Consider the following 20180-nt stretch of genomic DNA (forward strand, 5'->3'; position numbering starts at 1 on the left):
CCGATTTTTCCAGAAGAAGAGGCGTTCTAAAACAAAAAAGCTATACCCCCTAAGGATATAGCCGTCCCTAGTTTTTTATAGAGGGTTGTTCTAGAAACCTCTCCCGTACGTTCGTACGGAATTTTTCTTCTGTTTTTTCCTTTTAAACTATACCACATTCATCTTTTGGATTGCATTATTTTTTTTATTTTATTCGCTGCCTTCACATATATGTATAAAGCAGGAATATAGAAAATGACGAAATACAGGCCGATCGTAGAGGTCCATTTGTTCAACCGTTCGATTTGTTCTTTTTCTTCGAACCACAATGTCCCGATAAATAAGAATAACAAAATCACAGGAACAAAGCGGCGCTGCTTGATGGAAAACAATTTTTTCGCAACGCGCGAAGCCGACCATACCGCAATACAAATAATTGGAAATACTACCAGCACATAAATGGAAATGATAATGTACTCCATCCTTTCAATAAACGGCACTGCTGGAATTTTTGCCAGCGTTAATGTCGGCCAAGTGATATGCTGAATTTGTTCTTCATTATAGAAAAGAATCGAGACCAGCATAATACTTAAATAGATGAGGGTCGTAAACGCACTTCCCCATTGCGCCCATTTATGCGATTTTTCCGGCTGTTGGATAAACGGGTAATATACCATCAGCATTTCCATTCCTAAATATTGCAGCGACATTGCTTTCGCACTCGCAAAAATCTCACCGATCGAATGGTCAAACACCGGCAGCAAATTGCGATAATGGGCGTATTCAAGCGGGAAAAACAACATTGGGAAAATAGTGAGCAACGGAATCACGACGCCCCAAAAACATACCCCCGTGACAACGCGGAATCCTCCTAATACGGTGTAATAAGCCAGCGCTAAAAAAATAAGGCTGAACTGCCATGCCCCCATCAGAGGAAACATCCAAATTTTAATAATCTCAATATACGTTTGCAATACCGTAAACGCTAATAAAGAGAAATAAACAAGCAAAGCGAAATTAAAGACAAAGCCGATCCATTTGCCGAAATAGCGTTGGTGTATAGAAACGATATCTTCAGCATCAGGGGAATGAGCGAAAAGTTGATACATGATCCAAATTAATAAATGGACAATAATTCCCGTTAGGATAACAGCTATCCACGCATCGTGCCCCGCCTCTTTCATCACCAAGCGTTGAAAACTAAGCATTCCAATTCCCACTTGGGTGCTATTAATGAGAAAAAACACCAAAAAGGGCGAGATAAGGAATCGCTCTTTCATTGCTTGATTCATAAAAATACCTCCCCATCCGCTCGCGTCACTCACCGATCCCTGTTTGTATAATGTCGACAGTTACATGCGGCTTGATTTCTAAATCTTTATATTCACGATAAAACTCGTCTGCATTCCAATTCCTTGTTTCGCTGCGGACAAATTCGCCAATGCCAATCGGGTCAATCTCTTTTTCTTGAAAATAGCGGAGCAGGCGGCGAATATCGCGCTCGATTTCATCTTCCATCTTCTTTTTCACCGTAGAGAAAATATTTTTATGCGGCATATCGAGCCAAGACGGATAATCTCTGACAGAAGCGTGAATATGAACAAAAATATGTAGAACATGGCGGTTCCCTTTCCTTTTCCACTCATATTTGGATGTCGCAAATAAATTTTCGAGCATCACCCGGTCCTCGCCTTGTTTTCCCCGATTCCCTACTTTTAACTGATATACTCCTTTTTTTGTTTCATTTAATAAAATTTTTACCAAAAATGAATCACGCAAACTCACTTTCCCCACATATTTTCCATCTTTAAACAACGCAAGCCCTTCTAATTTCACAAAATCCCCCTTTTTCTCAAAATAAGGCAAAAACGGATCGCTTCCTTTTGAAAAATAGTTATATAAAAACAAATGTAAATTCGTTTTTGGCAAATTCATCGAACGGACATTTTGTTCGACTAGATTAGGCAAGTACAGCGTATCGCTCAAAGTAGTGCTCGCCGTAATATCCAATAGCTCACGTGCGCTTCCTGACGACACACCTAACAGCAAATGGCTTCCCACTTTATTGTTGCGGGCCAAACTATGGGTGATTTGTATAATTCCCCGTTTGGCAAATTCTTTGCCAAATAAAATTAAACGAAGCTGCCCTTCCTCAATCGGCAATGCCGACTTGGAAGAAAGGCGGGGAATTAAATCATACACCGTTGACGAAGACGTCGTTAATAAATTCGGCTTTGTCATCGGTCCTTGTTTAAACGTCGGGTATACCGCCGTTCCTACATATTTTCCGTCATGAAAGTCATAGCCCATTTCTTGAATAATTTGAATTTCATCAATAACGCGCGAGCTTTTGCAGCCGGCAAGTAAAAAGACCGATGCGGCAATGAACAGAAGCGGCTTCATATTCGACCCCTTTCTTACTCGTCGATATCGTCTTTTTGTTTCGCTTTCGCCGGATTATAGCGGAACAAGGAAAGCGGGCGAAGAAACGTTGGTCGCTGCGCTGTTTGGCTGTATGAGAAACGGATAATACTATCTTTGAAATTGCGAATGCGCAGCGGATAAAACGGAACTAAATATGGATTGCCAAATGATTGCAGCCTTCCTAAATGAATTAATAGGAAACAGACGGCGAAAACAATTCCGACTCCGCCCCAAAATGTCGCAAATAAAATAATGGGAAAGCGGATGAAGCGAATTGTATTGGACATTTTAAAAATCGGTGTCGTAAAAGAAGCTAAAGCGGCAAGTGAAACGATAATGAGCATGATGGTGCTTGTCAGCCCTGCGTCCACCGCAGCTTGTCCGATCACAATACCGCCGACGACCCCAAGCGACTGCGCCACTTTTGTCGGCAGGCGCGCACCCGCTTCGCGAAGCAGTTCAATGGTGATTTCTAAAAATAACACTTCCAATACCGGCGGAAACGGTACGTTAGAACGGGAATAGATAATCGGTCCAAGCAAATCTTTCGGAATCATTTCATAATGGTACGTTAATACCGCAATATAAATCGGCGAAGCCAGCACGGAAATCATAATGCCAAAAACGCGAATCAGCCGGACAAATGATCCAAGAATCCATGGTAAATAATAATCTTCCGGTGAAGTAAAAAAATCGAAAAAAGTCGACGGGCCGATGACAACATATGGTGAACCGTCGCAAAGAACAACAACTTGACCAGACGCAAGCGCAGAAACGGCACGGTCAATCCGTTCCGTTGAGATAAAAAGCGGAAACGGAGAATTCGAGTTATCGGAAAGCATTTGATCGATAAGGGAATTGTCAAGAATAATGTCAAAATGGATATTTTCGAGTCGCTGGATCACGGTTTCGATCGTCTGCTTATTCGTAATTCCATCGATATACGCGACAACCACTTTTGTTTTTGATATTGTACCAAGCTCCATTTCCTGAAACACTAAATTGGGCGTTACGATTTGCCTTCTGATTAAATGTAAGTTAGTACCAATGTTTTCGATAAATCCCACTTTCGGTCCGATGACACTAAATTCATTTTCTGAATCATTGTTTGGACGCAGCCCTAAACTTTCATTTGCTACATTAATGAGTGCAACACGGTTATCTGTCTTTTGTAACTGAACAGCCACAAACCCTTTTAATATTTTTTCTTCGATCATCTGCACATCGTTCGTTACTTCAATGCGCTGAATCGGTATGATTTTTTGCAAATCTTCCAGCTTTATATCTGGATTTTTCGGCACATCATTTTGCAGATGGCAGAGAACGTGTTGCTGCAGCACTTTCGGGTCCACTAGCGAATCAAAATAGTAAATGGCAAGCAAATGACCGTTTACGGCAAACTCGACTGTAATGAAATCACTAGATTGACGCAGCTTATTCAATAATTGTTGCAGCGTTTTTTCCCCACCGTTTGTCTTCGTTTTTTTAAAAAAGGAAAAAATGGACATAATGATCCCCTCGTACTTGCCGTTTGAGGGATAGTCTTCCAATCGACTGTTGGTTTTATTCACTTCCTATTAGGTGTTGATATATCTAAATATTGTGTATATATTGAAAAAAGGAACAAATACATAGGAGGGAAGCAACAATGAGACATCTGACAAAACAACGGCGAGCGAAACAAGCGCTAAAAAAAGCGGTAGAGGTGGCAGAAAAGCTGCAACAATACATAGACAACACCCGTCCGTTAGAGGCGCAGTTAGATCATATTCGTTCGTTTTTGGACAAGCAGCTTGGACAGGATGAGTATTTTCTTATCGTAGATGAAACGGGATACAGTCTCGTTCATACGAACCGCTTGCGGGAAGGCAGGATTTTTTCGGATGAAGTAGGACAGAAGGCGGCAAAAACAACAAAACCGCTTTTGCAAGTGTATGAACGGGATACCGGGGAAGTGCTGATCGATGCAAGCTGTCCGTTATGGACAGATCCTAGTGGAAAGCGCTTTAATTTGCGGATGGGACGATTAATGCACCACCCTTATTTACCGATATATTTTTCCCTTCTCTCCATCGTCCCGGCTGTTCTCAGCCTGCTTTTCACTACTATTTTTTCCTTATCCGCGCTATGGATGTGCACTATGACCATTACCATTGGCCTTATCTTCAGTTTTTATTTTTATCATTCACTCATCATTGAACTGCGCCATTGGTATAGCGCCACCCGCTCCGTTTCCTCTGGGAACTTGCAGACAGAAGTGCGGACAAAGCGAAAACGAAACGAATTTCATCAAATCGCTTACGAACTTAATAAAATGATTTTAGGCATCCGTACGATTATTACCGAGCTAGCAAAGGCGGTCAAAACGGTCAATCAAGTCAGCGAAAAACAGCAATTGGAAACAAGACGGCTTTCTGAATCGTCTGATGAAATCGCGGCAGCGATGGAAACATTTCGCGAAGGCACAAAACAGCAAACGGTATCAGTAGAACAGGCAAATCATTTCGTCATGCAGATGGTAAAACGGGTGCAAAACATGCAAGAAGAAGTAGAACGCGTCGTTTCACAGGCGAAAAGCGCTCTCACATCGATGAACGAAGGAAACCGTCTCATTGAAGAAACAAAACAAAAAATGGATACCATGCAACAAGAAATAAACAAAACAACCGCATTAATCCATGCTGCAGCGCAAGAAGCAGCCAACGCCCAAGACATGATTTCGTCCATTCGTACGATTACAAAACAGACGAACTTGCTGGCATTAAATGCGTCGATTGAAGCCTCGCGTGCAGGAGAAGCGGGAAAAGGCTTTGCCATCGTCGCCCAGGAAGTTCGCAAGCTCGCCGAAGATACGAACACATTTGCCGCTCAAATTTTAGCTTCGTTGCAAACGATGGCATCAGTACTCCAAGATGCCGTGCAGGCGGTGCAAGAAAATGAGCAGCATGTCGAGAAAACAAAACTTTCCTTATGGAAAACGGGAGAAACGTTTACATTATTTCAGCATATGTTCACCCAATTAAATGAGCTGCTGCAACAAAATAAAATACATGTCGAATCGGTAACGGTGAACGGACAAAACCTTCAGCGGCTCATTGGCGATATTAACGCGATTGCCAGCGATTTTACAAACATGGTGCAAGAAACTACCGCCGGATTAGAACAGCAAACAATAGCCATTCACGAACTAGCTAAAGAAGCAGATGTTTTGCTTGCATCCGTCCATGAGCTAGAAAAAATCATACAGCGCTTTCGCTAATCATCAACAAAACAGCCGTTTTTCCACGTCAATGCGGGAAAACGGCTGCTGTTACGGGCGCGGTACTTTGCGCACCCATAATAGAAAAAGAAATGCAAAACTGATGTAGCCAAATATCGGATATAAAAATGATAAGAGCTCACTGTAGCGGAATAAGCTGACCATATACAGCACGATAAACAACACGGCAAAAAACAAGACGTTAGGAATAGAAACGAGCGTGCGCGCCTGCCGCTGCAGGCCAAAAATGCCGCCGATAATAGACGTAAAAATTTCCCCGTAAATCACAATGATATACACCCAGTAAAAAACGGCGAAAAACGAACGGATCACTTCCGCCATCGGGATATCGTAATTCATTGCATATGGAAACGATAAGAGCACAAAATGGCTGCTTAATAAAATGCCGGTAAGCAGCAGCCCGCCAAGCACTGCGCCGCGCCGCACCATGCGCTCATCTCCCGTCTCGCAAGCCAGCGGCACAAGCACAGGTTGCGCCATCGCCAAATTAAACGCCGCATACGAAAAAGGGGAAAGAAAGGCTTTTAATGAATAGTCTGCCGCTTCCAGTTTCGTTTCACACAATTCTCCCATGGTAATCAGCTTTCCAAACGCAATGGCGCTAAATAGCACCATCATCGGAACAATCAAGGCGTTTACTCCAAATAGCCCTTTTATATCGTACATCATGACTAACAGCGATAAACATAACGTCGCCACAATTCCGATCTGCCGCGGCAACCCGAGCTGTTCCTCAAACACCGCGCCTGCGCCGGCCATCATCACGGCGGTGACTCCGACAATCATCACCGTCATCATGATAGAAATAACCGGGCTCATTGCCCTGCCAAATAAATAGCGGTTAAACTGTTGATAAGAGGCGGCCTTCACTTTCCGTGCCATCACCATCATGCGCGCGCCACCCCACGTAAACAAGATGCCGCTGATGATAATGCCAATCGTTCCGGACGTTCCGTATTGCGTAAAAAACTCGATAATTTCTTTTCCAGTAGCAAACCCCGCGCCGACGACAGTGCCGACATAAACGGCGGCGATTTGCCAAGCTCCTGACCACTTTCCAGCCACTTCTGCCATCTCCCTCTCCTTGTCCACTATTCACTCCCATATATATGCCGACATAGTTCAATAAAGACGAGATGGCAGTAAAAAAGATGCCGCTATAGGGCATCCCTTCATTGCACCGTAATTTGCTCTACTTGATGTTCGTGAAGTTGTTCCGTTTCTACATGAATTTTTACAGAATATGTCCCTTTTTCTTGAAACGACGTTGCTGCCTCGTATTGGCCTGCTTGTTTTTCGCTTGCTTCGATAAACAGGTGCTTTCCGTTATCTTTCCACACTTCAAAACGAACGGTAGCGCCTGCAAGCGGCTTGCCATCATGAGTAATATGTACCGTTAAATGCGCTTCTTTATTTACGGAAAATTATTTTTCATGAAGCATCATCATGACATCGGCATGATGGTGTTCATCACCATGATGTTCCTCTGCATGATTTTGCGGCTGATCGCTCGGTGTGCCAACAACGATATCTTTTTTCGGCATATTATGCATATTTCGTGCTGTCACGTGGCTAATAACCGAATACGTCCCCGGCTCGGTAAACGTCTTTTTCACAGAATATTTGCCATCACCATCATTTTTGGCAGTTAACATCTCGTGCTTCTCGCTTCCATGTTTCCACACTTCAAACTTCACTTCATCCGCATCATTCACTTTTTCCCCGCCGTATGTCACGATACAAGAAAGTGTCGTTTCCTTATTTAATTCAATATGATCCGGTGTCTGAAGTTGAACTTCAAGCATTGCTGGCTTTTCCTCTTGCTTTTCCTGGCTGCAGGCGGCAAATAAAAGCAATATTAACATCAATGGCAAAAACAGCGAAAGCTTTTTCATTTTTTTACTTCCCCTTTGCTCTATTTTCTAGACTTAACTATACCATAACTTTTTCTTATCCGTACATTATTCACTATTCCTTCAAAAACATTTCACGGTTACAACAAATTTTTTTGTAAAAAACTCTTGAAAGTCAAAGATGGTCAAAGTATAATAAAATCAGAAAGTCAAAGATAGTCAAAGTCAAAAGAGCGAAAAAGGAGGTTATGCCTCATGCTTTGTCAAGTATGTCATCAAAACGAAGCGACGGTATTTGTCAATTTGCAAATCAATCATGAGAAAAAGCAAATGCACCTTTGCCACGAATGTTATGAAAAACAAAAACAAGAGCTGACTATTCCGATCAATTTCGGTTTCGATAATTTCTCGTCATTCCCATTTGATGATTTCTTGATGAACGGATTTTCACCAATTTCAGAAACGCCATTTTCAGAAATGAACGCGCCGCAACCGAATATCGCACAACCATCGAAACGAAACAGAAAAGGCGGCGGTTTCTTGGACCAATTCGGCCGCAACTTAACACAGCTTGCGAAAGCCGGTCTGATTGACCCAGTCATCGGACGCGATAAAGAGATTGAACGCGTCATTGAAATTTTAAACCGCCGCAATAAAAACAACCCGGTATTAATCGGGGAACCAGGTGTCGGTAAAACAGCGATTGCCGAAGGACTCGCCTTGAAAATCGCTGAAGGGCAAGTTCCGGAAAAACTATTAAACAAAGAAGTATATTTGCTTGACGTCGCATCGCTTGTTGCGAATACAGGCATTCGCGGTCAATTCGAAGAGCGGATGAAACGGCTCATCGCTGAATTGCAGCGCCGGAAAAACGTCATTCTCTTCATCGATGAAATTCACTTGCTTGTCGGCGCCGGTTCGGCGGAAGGCTCGATGGACGCGGGCAACATTTTAAAACCAGCGCTCGCGCGTGGGGAATTGCAAGTCGTCGGTGCCACAACGTTAAAAGAATATCGCCAAATTGAAAAAGACGCTGCGCTTGAACGCCGTTTCCAACCAGTTATCGTGCATGAACCAACGGTCGAAGAAGCGATTACGATTTTAAAAGGGATTCAGCCGAAATACGAGCAATTCCATCATGTGAAATATACGGACGAAGCGATTGAAGCGTGCGTCAAATTGTCGCACCGTTACATTCAAGACCGCTTCTTGCCGGACAAAGCGATCGACTTGTTAGACGAAGCCGGCTCCAAAGCGAACTTGCGCCTCGGTCCGACAGATGAAAAACAAATTCAAGAACGCCTTGCGCAAATCGCCAAAGAAAAAGCAAAAGCAGTGAAAGAAGAAAATTTCGAACTGGCAGCGAAATTGCGCAGCGAAGAGTTGAAATTGGAAAAACAATTGCAAAACGGCGTAAACCAAGAACGCCCAGTTGTCGATGTTGCTGATATCCAACGCATCATCGAAGAGAAAACAGGCATTCCTGTCGGCAAACTGCAGGCCGATGAAAAAGAAAAAATGAAACATTTAGAAGAAAACTTAGCGAAAAAAGTCATTGGCCAAGAAGAAGCGGTCAAAAAAGTCGCCAAAGCAATCCGCCGCAGCCGCGCGGGATTAAAAGCAAAACACCGCCCAATCGGTTCGTTCTTATTCGTTGGTCCGACTGGCGTCGGAAAAACGGAGCTGGCGAAAACGTTGGCAGAAGAGCTATTCGGCTCAAAAGATGCAATGATTCGCCTCGACATGAGCGAATACATGGAAAAACATTCGGTATCGAAATTAATCGGTTCGCCTCCTGGCTATGTCGGTCACGAAGAAGCCGGCCAGCTTACAGAAAAAGTGCGCCGCAATCCATACAGCATTATCTTGCTTGACGAGATTGAAAAAGCGCACCCAGATGTGCAACACATTTTCCTTCAAATTTTAGAAGACGGCCGTCTCACTGACAGCCAAGGACGCACCGTAAGCTTTAAAGATACAGTCATCATCGCAACAAGCAACGCCGGCGTGACAGACAAAAAAATTACGGTCGGATTTGAAAAACAACAAACACAAACAAGCATTCTCGACTCATTAAACGCATACTTCAAACCAGAGTTTTTAAACCGTTTCGATGCGATTATTGAATTCAAATCGTTGAAAAAAGAACATATGCTGCAAATTGTTGATCTCATGCTTGACGAAGTAAAAGCAGCAATGCGCGAACAACACATCGACCTTGACGTTTCGCAAGCGGCGAAAGAAAAATTAGCCGAACTCGGCTACCATCCAGCATTCGGCGCTCGTCCGCTCCGCCGCGTCATCCAAGAACATGTCGAAGACAAAATCGCCGATGTGCTGCTGGATGAAAACGATCAAGTCAAAGCGATTCGCATCGATGTCGAAAACGATGCGATTGTCGCCAAACCTTTGCATAAACAAACCGCCTAATCCCTTAATGGGAAAGGCGGTTCTTTTTTTGCCCATCCTTATTCGCTTGTACGTTATCACATTATTCCAGATTGAAAGATAATTACAAATTAGATGCATACCTTTACATGGGGTGTTGAACTGCCAGACTTAATGTCCTGCGAATAAGGTCGCCCTTTTCGAGGACAAAGGAAACGCGCATAAAACGAGAAAGGTTGTTAAACAATAGTAGCGCTCAACAAAGATATATTATGAGGTGATGGAATGAAAGTATGGTCTAAGTTTTTAATCTGTATATGTTTGCTATTTACGTTTCATTTACCTGTTCAGGCGCAGAATATTACCATTCCAAAACAAGCAGTAAATATCCAACGTGCCGCAAACTTAAAGGATTTAGTAAGCGGCTCAACATTCATTGCTTATGGTTGGTTCGATACTTCTTTCCAGAAACAGCCGTTAAATAAGTCTGTACAAGGCGGGAAGCTCGTTAATTTTGTACAAAGCTTTCATGTCGACAAATATTTAAAGGGAACCGGCGGCAAAATCATTAACGTGTTATCAACCGGGATTGAACCCCTTCCTGATCCTTTACATCCTCTCAACAAAGTTTATCCAGGACCGATGGCTGAGGGCCGATATGTTTGCTTTCTAAAACCTGTTAAAGGAACAGAATTGTATACCATTGTCGGGGGATGGCAAGGAGTCTACCCTGTTTACGAAGGAAAAACCATTTCCTTGAAAGAAGAAGGCTTTCCAGAGTTAAATCAATTAACGCTTAGACAATTCGAAGCAAAAATCAAATCCCGCTAAATATCGTACACAGAAAAGATAGGCGGCAAGCCTATCTTTTCGCAATAGATGCAGCAAGCTTCCTTCATAATCAAACGGAAAATAAATAAAAAAGATGATTGTAAAGCCCATTCATTTCCAATTTACATAATTCATTCGACAATCCTTTGTTTTCTCACATTTCGATGAACTACAATATCCTCTATGTATATTTTGATCGAGCTTAGTATCAATTACTAAAACGAATTATTCTTAAAGTATATACATTCATTCCCCGATTGTTTTGGCAGGAACAAGGAAGAGATCCTTCATGAATGGATGGCATTACAAAAAATATGGAGGTAGATATTAAAGAAAGCATCCGCTTTGATGAGCAGATGCTTTTTTACATATTGAAATATATCTAGAATGGCTTAGTTCATGTTTACCCAGACACTCTTCACTTCTGTATAGTTATCTAACGCGTAGCTGCCACATTCACGTCCGATGCCTGATTGCTTATAGCCTCCAAATGGACTTGCCGCGTCAAATACGTTATAGCAGTTCACCCATACCGTACCCGCTTTAATGCGATGTGCGAGGTAGTGGGCTTTCTTTATATCCTGCGTCCAAACACCAGCAGCTAAACCATAAAGTGAATCGTTTGCCTTTGCAACAAGATCATCTAAATCATCAAACGGCATCGCCGCTACAACTGGGCCGAAAATTTCTTCTTTTGCGATGGTCATTGAATGGTTCACATCAGCAAAAACTGTTGGAGCGACGAAATAACCTTGTTCGTACGGGATAGTACCGCCTACTACTAATTCAGCTCCTTCTTCAATTCCTTTATCAATATATCCTTTGACGCGTTTTTGCTGTTCTTCTGAAACCAGAGGGCCCATTGTCGTCTCTGGCAATAAACCATTGCCTTGTTTAATTGTTTTTGTAAGAGAGGCTAAATCAGCTACTACATTGTCGTACATTTTCTTTTGAACATATAAGCGGCTTCCTGCGCAGCATACTTGACCTTGGTTAAACATAATTCCCATAAATGCGCCAGGAACTGCCTTCGTCAAATCTGCATCAGGCAAAATGATGTTCGGGGATTTACCGCCAAGTTCAAGTGTTACCCGTTTTAATGACTCGCTTGCTTGCTTCATGATTTGTTTTCCGACAGCCGTTGAACCTGTGAAGGCGATTTTATTCACTAATGGATGATCCACTAGTGGCGCACCCGCTGTTTCGCCATAGCCAGGTACAATGTTGACAACACCTTTCGGAAATCCAACTTCTTCTATTAATTTTGCTAAGTAAAGAGCAGATAGAGGTGTTTGCTCAGCAGGCTTTAAGACAACTGTACAACCTGTCGCAAGGGCAGCGCCTAGTTTCCATGCAGCCATTAATAATGGGAAGTTCCACGGAATAATTTGTCCGACTACCCCCACTGGTTCATGACGCGTATAGTTAAAATAGTTTCCTTGAACAGGGATGGTTTGCCCCACAATTTTCGTTGCCCAGCCTGCATAATAACGGAGATGTTCAATCGCTAAAGGTACGTCTGCATTAGATGTTTCGCGAATTGGTTTCCCGTTGTCCAATGTTTCAAGCTGTGCTAATTCTAATTTATGCTCTTCCATTAAATCAGCCAGTTTATAAATTAAGCGGCTTCTCTCAGCTGCGCTCATTCTTGACCATGGTCCACGATCAAACGCTTCTCTTGCCGCTCTTACTGCCAAATCAATATCCTCCGGACCTGCTTCTGCTACATCCGCTAACTTTTCACCAGTTGCAGGATTGACTGTTTCAAACGTTTTACCAGAAACGGAGTCTACCCATTCGCCGTTTATGTACATTTTTTTACGCCGTTTAAAAACTCTACTAATCTAGGGCTTAATTCCATTCCTTTTGCACTGACATTTTGCATACACTTCACTCCTATTTTATTAATTTTGAAATCACTTCCAAAAAACATTACACTGTCCTTTAGAGCCACATTAAAACAATATTCCTAATTTTTTAAAATATACCAATTGCCACATTAACAATTTCAACAGGTGACGCTTATTTACTTTTAGCGGGGCAAGGTCAGCTATGGTTTATTGAAATGATTGCTCACGATGAACAAATAATTAACCCTTCTGGAAGGATTCCAGAAGGGGTTGGTTGATCCATTAAAATTTAGTGATGACGTTAAACCCTTTCGTATTATATTGTGACATATTTTCGAATACAGCGTTTACATCTTCCAATTTGATTTCACGTTCAACCAAGCGCTTCGGATTCAATCGTCCGGAAGAAATCAAGCTCAATAAGCCGCGATAGTCAGGATGAGGATTGCCGATACTTCCTACAAACTCAATTTCAGATGCCGTAATCAGATCGACAGGGAGCGATACAAAACCTCCTTCTTCTGATGTGGTTAAACCTACTTGAACATGTCTTCCTCCTTTTCTTAAGGACAGAACCGAATTAAGAACGGTATCCTTGATGCCTAAAGCATCCAGTCCGACATGCGCGCCTCCTTTTGTGATTTCTTTAATTGCTTCGACAACGTTTTCTTTTCTGGCATTGACAACCGCAATGGCGCCTTCCTGTTTTGCGATTTCAAGTTTTTGATCATCAATATCAACGGCTATAACTTGCGCTCCTAATGCATTGGCCACCTGAATCGCAGAAAGGCCTACTCCGCCAGCTCCATGCACGGCCACCCAATCACCAGGCTTGACATTGCCTCTGACAATACCGTGATATCCAGTCATGTAACGGCAGCCTAAAGCTGCAGCTGTTAAACTGTCAACATTTTCAGGGAGTCTGATCAGGTTAAAATCGGCATTGCGAACCAATACATACTCCGCATATCCTCCTTCAAGTCCAGAAACAAGACCATAAATTTGGAGGTTTTCGCATAAATTCGGCACACCTTTTTTGCAGTATTCACATCGTCCACAGGCGGAATGGAACGGAACTGTGACACGATCTCCCGGACGAAACGACTTCACATCTTTGCCAACTTCTTCGATTACACCTCCAAATTCATGTCCAGGTGTTATCGGTAATTCTGGGGACAAGCCGATCCACGACCAATCCCCTTGCCACGCATGCCAGTCGCTGCGGCAAACCCCGCAAGCTTCGATTTTTATTACCGCATCTTCCGGCCCTGGTTTAGGATCCGGGACATTTAAAATTTCCAATGGTTTTTTGTGCTGAATAATTTTCGCGGCTTTCATTATTTCTTCCTCCTCATTATTTATTTTCTGAAAAAATAGATTATTGATATATTTCTGATTTTAATTCAAAAAAAAATGATTGTATAGTCATAATGATTTATGTTTCGTCCAACAATATCCGACAAAATGAAACGAGATTTTTTCCTTACCCGTGGTGCTAGATAAACTTGAGCAAGCATAAAAATAGCCCTTGCCTGGCGAATCTCCTGTAGAATGAAAGTGCGACCTACCATTCGAAAGGAGAATCCCCATGCAAGAGCACTTTCATTTTACTACAGATCGTGCCAAGATTCAAAAGCAATATGCAGCCATTTTCTTTTTTGTTTCTGCCCAACTTTCATGCATTCAGGTGCATCTTCATCGTCGAAATCGCCATTTGGTAAAGCAAGAGGACGCTGTCATCATCGCCATTCATCTTTTAGGAAAGCTGCTCGGTTTTACTTCTGAACGGGCGTGGCATCGCTTTGTTATCGGGAACTTGTTCCCAAAGGGGCAGTTTCTGGAACGTTCCCGGTATCATCGTCGTTGTCGATCACTGCGTTTTGCGATCAAATGGATTCGCCATGAATTGGCGAAACGCGGGCAGCACCATGCCTACGCTGTGGTGGATAGCTTGCCAATCGAGTTATGTCATGCCGTGAGAATGGACCGGGTCAAACGGTTTCAAGGAATCGCCGATATCGGGTATTGTGCTTCGAAAAAGCAATGGTACTACGGGTTTAAGCTGCACCTTCAAGTTACAGATCAAGGTCTGCCGATGGGATATGTGGTGACGGAAGCATCTTGTCATGATCGAATAGCAGCCGAAAGCGTCATGACCCAAATTCCTCATCCCTATAGCTTCGGGGACAAAGGGTTTATTAGCAGTGACTTGCAAAAAAGGCTGTACAAAGAATACCAAATGGCGCTTTGGACTCCGTCTCGAAAAAACCAGAAACATCGTCCGCCTGAGACATGGGAGCAGTGGATCAAACAAAAACGCAAAGTGATCGAGACGGTGTTCTCGGTTCTGGTTGACCACTATCGTATCACTGAGATCCGAGCCAATTCGATCATCGGATTTGAAGTGGCGTTAGACGGTATATTGTTAGCCTATTCCCTGGTTACACTTGGGCTAGTTGAGCGCTAAAGCTCAACTAGCACCACGGGTATTACATGATTTTTTTAAAGCTGCCTTTCGCCTAGGCAACTTATTTTATGCGAAATATTCAATGCTTTTCCATCCATAGCACCATTCCGTCAGCTTTTTCCCACCGATATCAACGACTTCCTCAGCGATTTTCTCGCCTCCTAGCCTCTCGTAAAATCGGCGCGACGGATTATCGGCAAGCACCCACACGACCATAGAACGAATCCCATCACGTTGAAAATCATCCACTAGCGCTTTGACAAGCTTCGTTCCGTATCCTTTCCCTTGCGCTTCTTTCAACAAATAAATCGCGTATATTTCCCCTTCATACTCCGCTTCTTTTCCTTGTGTGGAGCGGTTTTTACCTCCGGAAATAAATCCGCATACGTTTCCATCTTCTTCAACGACAAAAATATAATGCTTCTGTTGCTGCAATCCTCTTTTCCAAAGCTGTTCTTTTTCGCTTACGCTTAATTGCGCCAAATACTCCGCAGGCACAATCCCTTCATATGTCGTTTTCCAGCTTTCGACATGCACGATGGCGATGGCGTGCGCATCATCGAGCGTTGCTTTGCGAACATTCATGCCCCTTCCCCCTATCGTACTATATTTGCTCTGTTCACTACATATTTGTATCGTTTAACAATTTCTCAATATCCTGTTAAGTGCTGGAATTTTATTGGTTACCACACCCAAACGATACGGTAATTGACAGAAAAATAGCCGTGGATCATCATATCACGCACACCTGCTATCTTTCTCCACTCAATCTGTGAATTCTTCTGCCTTATTTCTTGTGGAATGTTTTTCGTCGCTTCACCAATCACCAATATGTTTTTAATAACCGCATCACATACAAGTTCATTATCTAAAAAAGATTCATAATCCATATTTTTCGTATACTTTTAGATTTTATCGATCGCCATAAGAATATATTGCAAAAAAACCTTAGGCTCCCTCGGCATATTGAACATCCTCCAATATATATGGTTTTAACGCAGGTTTAATGTCATCCAGTATCACTAGGTCGACCGGTTTATGAAAATGATCTTCTAAGAAAATTTTTAAATCCATATAATGGTCAAATGTGATGGCGGAAGGCTCAAACTCCACCAAAATGTCTATATCGCTGTCAGCTGTTTGTTCATTTCTGCTATAAGATCCAAAAACGCCGATACGTTTGACTCCGTAGTTTTCTTTTAATAATCGAAAATTTTGTGATAAAAAACGAAGGATTTCTTCTTTTGACAACATAGTTTTCCCGGCTACTAAAATCATAAAAATCGACTCATCGCGATGGAACCAGCAAAACAGCTTGCCGCTCAGGAAACACCTGAGTTCCATCAGGAAGAGAATCCTAATGTCTCACCTGCTGTGAAAGACACCCCGTGGCTCGCTGTTAGCGGCGGCACCTGTCGTGCACCATTCCTTCCATCGGTCAGTACACAACAACGATTTTAGTAACCAGGTCTACACCTCCCATTATATTTTTCCTAAAAGATAAGGAAGAAATCTCGCTTGATTTCTTCCCCCTTAACTATTATTTCCATCTATAAGCTCTGATCGTCAACACTATTCAACCATCCCTCGATCTCGCCGACTACCGATTGGACGCAGCCGTCTTCAAACGGCGAAATGAGGTTGGCGGCGCGGACCAATTCGGTAAACGGCTTGCTTCCGCCTTGACGGCATAATGTCAAATAATCATTCCACGCCTCTTTATAGTTTTCACGCGAACGTTTCCAAAATTGGAACGCGCAAATTTGCGCAAGTGTATAGTCGATATAGTAGAATGCGTTCGTATAAATATGGCTTTGCCGCTGCCAAAAGCCGCCGCGTTCTAAATAATCGTTGCCGTCATAGTCTCGTATCGGCATATATTTCTTTTCAATCTTCCGCCATGCTTGCTTCCGTTCCGCCGGCGTCGCGTTCGGATTTTCGTATACAAAATGCTGAAATTCGTCCACCGCTACGCCATACGGCAAAAATAATAAAGCATCGCTCAAATGATAGAATTTATATTTTTCCGCATCTTCCCCGAAGAATAACTTCATCCACGGCCATGTGAAAAATTCCATGCTCATCGAATGAATTTCGCATGCCTCCAAGGTCGGCCAGATGTATTCCGGAATTTCGTAATGGCGGCTTTCATACACTTGAAACGCGTGCCCCGCCTCATGGGTAAGCACGTCGATGTCTCCGGATGTGCCGGTAAAGTTCGAGAAAATAAACGGCGCTTTATAGTTTTCGATATAGGTGCAATAGCCGCCGCCTGCTTTTCCTTTTTTCGCAACGAGGTCCATTAGTTCATGATCGATCATATACCGGAAAAACTCGCCTGTTTCCGGCGACAGTTCTTCGTACATCTTTTTCCCGTTTTCAATAATCCAGTTTGCGTCCCCTTTTGGCGTTGGATTGCCGGTTGGAAAAACAAACGCTTCATCATAATATTTCAGCTTCTCGACACCGATGCGCGCCCGCTGCCGCTCGCGAAGCTTCACAGCAATTGGAACGATATGCTTTTCGACTTGTTTGCGGAATTTCGCAACCATCTCGGCGTTGTAATCAGTCCGTCCAAGACGGGCATAACCGAGTTCCACGAAGTTTTTAAATCCGAGCTTTTGCGCGATGGCGGTGCGCACTTTCACAAGCTGATCGTAAATTTCATCGAACTTCTCCTCATGTTCTTGGAAAAAGGCAAAACGCGCCTCACTCGCCCGCTTGCGCATCTCGCGGTCCGGTGATTCGACAAACGGCTGCAGCTGCGCTAACGTCCGTTCTTCCCCTTCAAAGAAAATTTTTGCCGAAGCGACCAATTTTGTATATTCGCTCGTCAGCTTATTTTCCAGCTGCAGATCTTCCACAATGTTTGGAGAATACGTTTTTAATTCCGTCTCAGCGAGCGCAAATAACTGTTTCCCCCATTTTTCTTCAAGCTGCGAACGGAACGGAGACGAAACAAGCGCACGGTAATAATCGTTCACAAGCCCTTTAACAATTGGCTCAACTTCATCGAAAAAATCTTGCTCCTGCTTATAAAACTCGTCGTTCGTATCAATCGTATGACGAATATAGCAAATTTGCGCCATCGTGCTGAAATCGTTGCGAAGCTTATTAATTTCCTTCATCGCCTCATCCTGTTCTTCTGCGCTGCTTGCCTTCTGGAACGATTGCAGCGCCTGTTGAAATGATGCTTTCAGCTTCTCGATATTCGGCCGTTCATAACGAAACTCAGAAAATTTCAACGCAATCCCTTCCTTTTCTCTCGTTTTCCTTATCTTAGATTGTATTCCATTCATACACGGAAAATCCTTTTTTTCGATTACAAAAGGTTGTTGACGAAATTTGTCGAAAGAACGTATAATAATAACACCAATTGAATATTTTTTCTTTCTCATCCACATAGACGGGATACAGGCTGCAATGAACAAGAGTTGTAGAAACGAGACGCAAAGAGCCAATGAGGAAAGTTGCCGAAGTTTGCGTCGGACTCTGACGCCGTAGACTGGGCCTGTATCCGAACATGCATCGTTGCAACAAACGATGAAGCACTATCGATTGGAAGTTGGATGCGGATGACCACATGCACCCGTTGAAAACTTTGGGGTGTATTTTTTTGCGAAAAAAGCTAAAACTTAATTATCGTCAGGAAGGAGCTATCCACTTTGCAACAGCAAAAACTTGGATTATGGTTATTAACGGCGCTTGTCGTTGGAAATATGGTGGGATCGGGAATTTTTATGCTGCCGCGCTCGCTAGCGGAAGCGGCAAGCCCGCTTGGTGTCATTTTCGCGTGGTTATTAACGGGCGGCGGTGTATTAATGACCGCGCTCGTATTCGGTAATTTGGCGATTCGCAAACCGGAACTAAACGGCGGGCCGCAGATTTATGCGAAAGAATTGTTTCCGAAAGGCTCGAACATCTCGATCCTATCTGGCTTTATGTCTTCATGGGGATATTGGATTGGCAACTTTGCCGGCAACGTGGCGATTATTACGACGTTTACCAGCTATTTATCAACGTTTTTTCCAATTTTAACAAGCAAACAAACGTTATTTTCCATCGGTTCTCTTGATGTAAAGCTTGGGAACTTGTTGACGTTTCTTATATGTACCGCATTGTTATGGGGAATGCATTTCATCATTTTGCGCGGCATCGAAGACGCGGGAAAGCTAAACTTTGTCGCTACCGCGGCAAAAGTGCTCGGATTTTTCCTATTTATCATTATCGCTTTATTTGCGTTTGAAAAAAGCAACATTGGCTCGTTTGTTGCCCCGCGTTATGATGATGCAGGGCATTCGATTGGATTATTAAGTCAAATCAAGAATGCGGCTGTATCGACATTATGGGCGTTTATCGGCGTCGAATCAGCGATTGTTTTTGCATCGCGTGCGCGCAAACAAGCCGATGTCAAGCGTGCGACAATCCTTGGCTTGTTGATTGCTCTTGCGATTTATATCGGCATTAGCATCCTTGTCATGGGAGTATTGCCGCAAAAAGAACTCATTCAATCAGAAAAACCGCTTGTAGATGCCATTGTCACGATTTTAGGCCCAAGCGGCGGCTACGTTCTTGCCGGACTAGGATTGATCAGCTTGCTCGGCTCCACGCTCGGTTGGGTGTTATTAAGCGCTGAAGTGCCGTATCAAGCGGCAAAACAAGGTCTGTTTATTCCAGCATTTTTAACGGAAAATAAAAAGAAAGTGCCAAGCTTTTCTTTAGTTCTTTCGAATGGATTAGCACAAATCTTTATTTTTTCGACGATTTCCAACTCGATGTCAGCGGCGTTTGACTTTGTCATTTACATTGCGACATTGGCGTATCTTGTCCCGTATTTTATCGCCTCTGTCTTCCAATTGAAACTGGCGCTGACCGGCGAAACGTACAAGGAGACGGCGCGGGGCCGCATCATCGATGGGGTGATCGCTGCTTTTGCGACTATCTATTCCATCTGGGTCATCATCGCCGGCACCGCGGATATCAAAACGTTTATGCTTGGAGTCATCCTGCTTCTAAGCGGCATCTTCTTCTATCCGCAAGTGAAAAAAGCGGCACAGCAATCAGAGGAAACACAAAAAATGTCGGCATAATGAGTACGGTGTCCTAGC

14 protein-coding genes and 2 pseudogenes are annotated in these 20180 nt (G+C 43.2%); 5 read left to right on the top strand and 11 right to left on the bottom strand.

Going from position 1 to position 20180, the window contains the following annotated elements:
• Positions 1 to 158: 158 nt before the first annotated feature.
• The 3 genes from NXM86_RS13430 to NXM86_RS13440 are packed head-to-tail and all read right to left on the bottom strand — an operon-like array spanning position 159 to position 3911.
• Positions 159 to 1271: a GerAB/ArcD/ProY family transporter gene (locus tag NXM86_RS13430; RefSeq protein WP_498958147.1), complete on the bottom strand. Its 1113-nt coding sequence runs from the start codon at positions 1269 to 1271 to the stop codon at positions 159 to 161.
• A 25-nt stretch (positions 1272 to 1296) separates the two neighbouring features.
• Entirely contained in the window at positions 1297 to 2382 is a 1086-nt protein-coding gene (locus tag NXM86_RS13435) for a Ger(x)C family spore germination protein (RefSeq protein WP_498958149.1), read from the bottom strand.
• Positions 2383 to 2396: 14 nt separating this feature from the next.
• Positions 2397 to 3911, bottom strand: coding sequence for a spore germination protein (locus NXM86_RS13440; RefSeq protein WP_498958150.1), 1515 nt, complete (start codon positions 3909 to 3911; stop codon positions 2397 to 2399).
• Positions 3912 to 4051: 140 nt separating this feature from the next.
• Here NXM86_RS13440 and NXM86_RS13445 point away from each other — a divergent pair, with 140 nt between their 5' ends.
• On the top strand, positions 4052 to 5662 hold the full coding sequence (locus tag NXM86_RS13445) for a methyl-accepting chemotaxis protein (protein WP_089096995.1): 1611 nt from the start codon (positions 4052 to 4054) through the stop codon (positions 5660 to 5662).
• Positions 5663 to 5713: 51 nt separating this feature from the next.
• Here the strand turns inward: NXM86_RS13445 and NXM86_RS13450 are convergent, their stop codons facing one another.
• Together NXM86_RS13450 and NXM86_RS13455 are read right to left on the bottom strand one after the other, a co-directional pair.
• Entirely contained in the window at positions 5714 to 6757 is a 1044-nt protein-coding gene (locus NXM86_RS13450) for a YkvI family membrane protein (protein WP_081189153.1), read from the bottom strand.
• A gap of 98 nt (positions 6758 to 6855) precedes the next feature.
• Positions 6856 to 7578 (bottom strand): annotated as a pseudogene (locus NXM86_RS13455) (FixH family protein).
• 213 nt (positions 7579 to 7791) lie between these two features.
• On the opposite strand from NXM86_RS13455, the gene NXM86_RS13460 reads away from it, so the two are divergent.
• Together NXM86_RS13460 and NXM86_RS13465 are read left to right on the top strand one after the other, a co-directional pair.
• Positions 7792 to 9966, top strand: coding sequence for an ATP-dependent Clp protease ATP-binding subunit (locus tag NXM86_RS13460; RefSeq protein WP_498958151.1), 2175 nt, complete (start codon positions 7792 to 7794; stop codon positions 9964 to 9966).
• A gap of 243 nt (positions 9967 to 10209) precedes the next feature.
• Positions 10210 to 10755, top strand: a complete 546-nt coding sequence (locus tag NXM86_RS13465) for a hypothetical protein (RefSeq protein ID WP_498958152.1) — start codon at positions 10210 to 10212, stop codon at positions 10753 to 10755.
• Between the two features lie 392 nt (positions 10756 to 11147).
• On the opposite strand, the pseudogene NXM86_RS13470 reads toward NXM86_RS13465, so the two are convergent.
• Both NXM86_RS13470 and NXM86_RS13475 read right to left on the bottom strand, forming a co-directional pair.
• Positions 11148 to 12640 (bottom strand): annotated as a pseudogene (locus NXM86_RS13470) (aldehyde dehydrogenase family protein).
• A 247-nt stretch (positions 12641 to 12887) separates the two neighbouring features.
• A complete protein-coding gene (locus NXM86_RS13475) occupies positions 12888 to 13943 on the bottom strand; it encodes an alcohol dehydrogenase catalytic domain-containing protein (protein ID WP_012749550.1) in 1056 nt (351 codons plus the stop codon).
• 250 nt (positions 13944 to 14193) lie between these two features.
• Here NXM86_RS13475 and NXM86_RS13480 point away from each other — a divergent pair, with 250 nt between their 5' ends.
• Entirely contained in the window at positions 14194 to 15072 is an 879-nt protein-coding gene (locus NXM86_RS13480) for an IS982 family transposase (RefSeq protein ID WP_498958153.1), read from the top strand.
• Between the two features lie 66 nt (positions 15073 to 15138).
• Here NXM86_RS13480 and NXM86_RS13485 read toward each other — a convergent pair whose 3' ends face one another.
• The 4 genes from NXM86_RS13485 to NXM86_RS13500 form a co-directional block, all read right to left on the bottom strand.
• Positions 15139 to 15657, bottom strand: coding sequence for a GNAT family N-acetyltransferase (locus tag NXM86_RS13485; protein ID WP_062753657.1), 519 nt, complete (start codon positions 15655 to 15657; stop codon positions 15139 to 15141).
• Between the two features lie 98 nt (positions 15658 to 15755).
• Positions 15756 to 15962: a HepT-like ribonuclease domain-containing protein gene (locus tag NXM86_RS13490; protein WP_245842291.1), complete on the bottom strand. Its 207-nt coding sequence runs from the start codon at positions 15960 to 15962 to the stop codon at positions 15756 to 15758.
• 58 nt (positions 15963 to 16020) lie between these two features.
• Entirely contained in the window at positions 16021 to 16326 is a 306-nt protein-coding gene (locus NXM86_RS13495; RefSeq protein ID WP_043903891.1) for a nucleotidyltransferase family protein, read from the bottom strand.
• 296 nt (positions 16327 to 16622) lie between these two features.
• A complete protein-coding gene (locus NXM86_RS13500) occupies positions 16623 to 18317 on the bottom strand; it encodes a M3 family oligoendopeptidase (RefSeq protein ID WP_498959041.1) in 1695 nt (564 codons plus the stop codon).
• A 420-nt stretch (positions 18318 to 18737) separates the two neighbouring features.
• Here NXM86_RS13500 and NXM86_RS13505 point away from each other — a divergent pair, with 420 nt between their 5' ends.
• Positions 18738 to 20162 carry an amino acid permease gene (locus NXM86_RS13505; protein WP_089096988.1) on the top strand — a complete coding sequence of 475 codons (1425 nt, stop codon included), beginning with the start codon at positions 18738 to 18740 and terminating at the stop codon, positions 20160 to 20162.
• Positions 20163 to 20180 lie beyond the last annotated feature (18 nt).

Origin of the sequence: Geobacillus sp. CX412, from assembly GCF_027942335.1 — a bacterium.
GTDB lineage: Bacteria > Bacillota > Bacilli > Bacillales > Anoxybacillaceae > Parageobacillus_B > Parageobacillus_B toebii.

Excerpts from the sequence above, each read along its gene's own strand:
- NXM86_RS13490 (WP_245842291.1), bottom strand. The coding sequence starts at position 15,962 with ATGGATTATGAATCTTTTTTAGATAATGAACTTGTATGTGATGCGGTT.
- NXM86_RS13495 (WP_043903891.1), bottom strand. The coding sequence starts at position 16,326 with ATGTTGTCAAAAGAAGAAATCCTTCGTTTTTTATCACAAAATTTTCGA.
- NXM86_RS13460 (WP_498958151.1), top strand. The coding sequence starts at position 7,792 with ATGCTTTGTCAAGTATGTCATCAAAACGAAGCGACGGTATTTGTCAAT.
- NXM86_RS13475 (WP_012749550.1), bottom strand. The coding sequence starts at position 13,943 with ATGAAAGCCGCGAAAATTATTCAGCACAAAAAACCATTGGAAATTTTA.
- NXM86_RS13450 (WP_081189153.1), bottom strand. The coding sequence starts at position 6,757 with ATGGCAGAAGTGGCTGGAAAGTGGTCAGGAGCTTGGCAAATCGCCGCC.
- NXM86_RS13430 (WP_498958147.1), bottom strand. The coding sequence starts at position 1,271 with ATGAATCAAGCAATGAAAGAGCGATTCCTTATCTCGCCCTTTTTGGTG.
- NXM86_RS13480 (WP_498958153.1), top strand. The coding sequence starts at position 14,194 with ATGCAAGAGCACTTTCATTTTACTACAGATCGTGCCAAGATTCAAAAG.
- NXM86_RS13445 (WP_089096995.1), top strand. The coding sequence starts at position 4,052 with ATGAGACATCTGACAAAACAACGGCGAGCGAAACAAGCGCTAAAAAAA.
- NXM86_RS13435 (WP_498958149.1), bottom strand. The coding sequence starts at position 2,382 with ATGAAGCCGCTTCTGTTCATTGCCGCATCGGTCTTTTTACTTGCCGGC.
- NXM86_RS13440 (WP_498958150.1), bottom strand. The coding sequence starts at position 3,911 with ATGTCCATTTTTTCCTTTTTTAAAAAAACGAAGACAAACGGTGGGGAA.
- NXM86_RS13485 (WP_062753657.1), bottom strand. The coding sequence starts at position 15,657 with ATGAATGTTCGCAAAGCAACGCTCGATGATGCGCACGCCATCGCCATC.
- NXM86_RS13465 (WP_498958152.1), top strand. The coding sequence starts at position 10,210 with ATGAAAGTATGGTCTAAGTTTTTAATCTGTATATGTTTGCTATTTACG.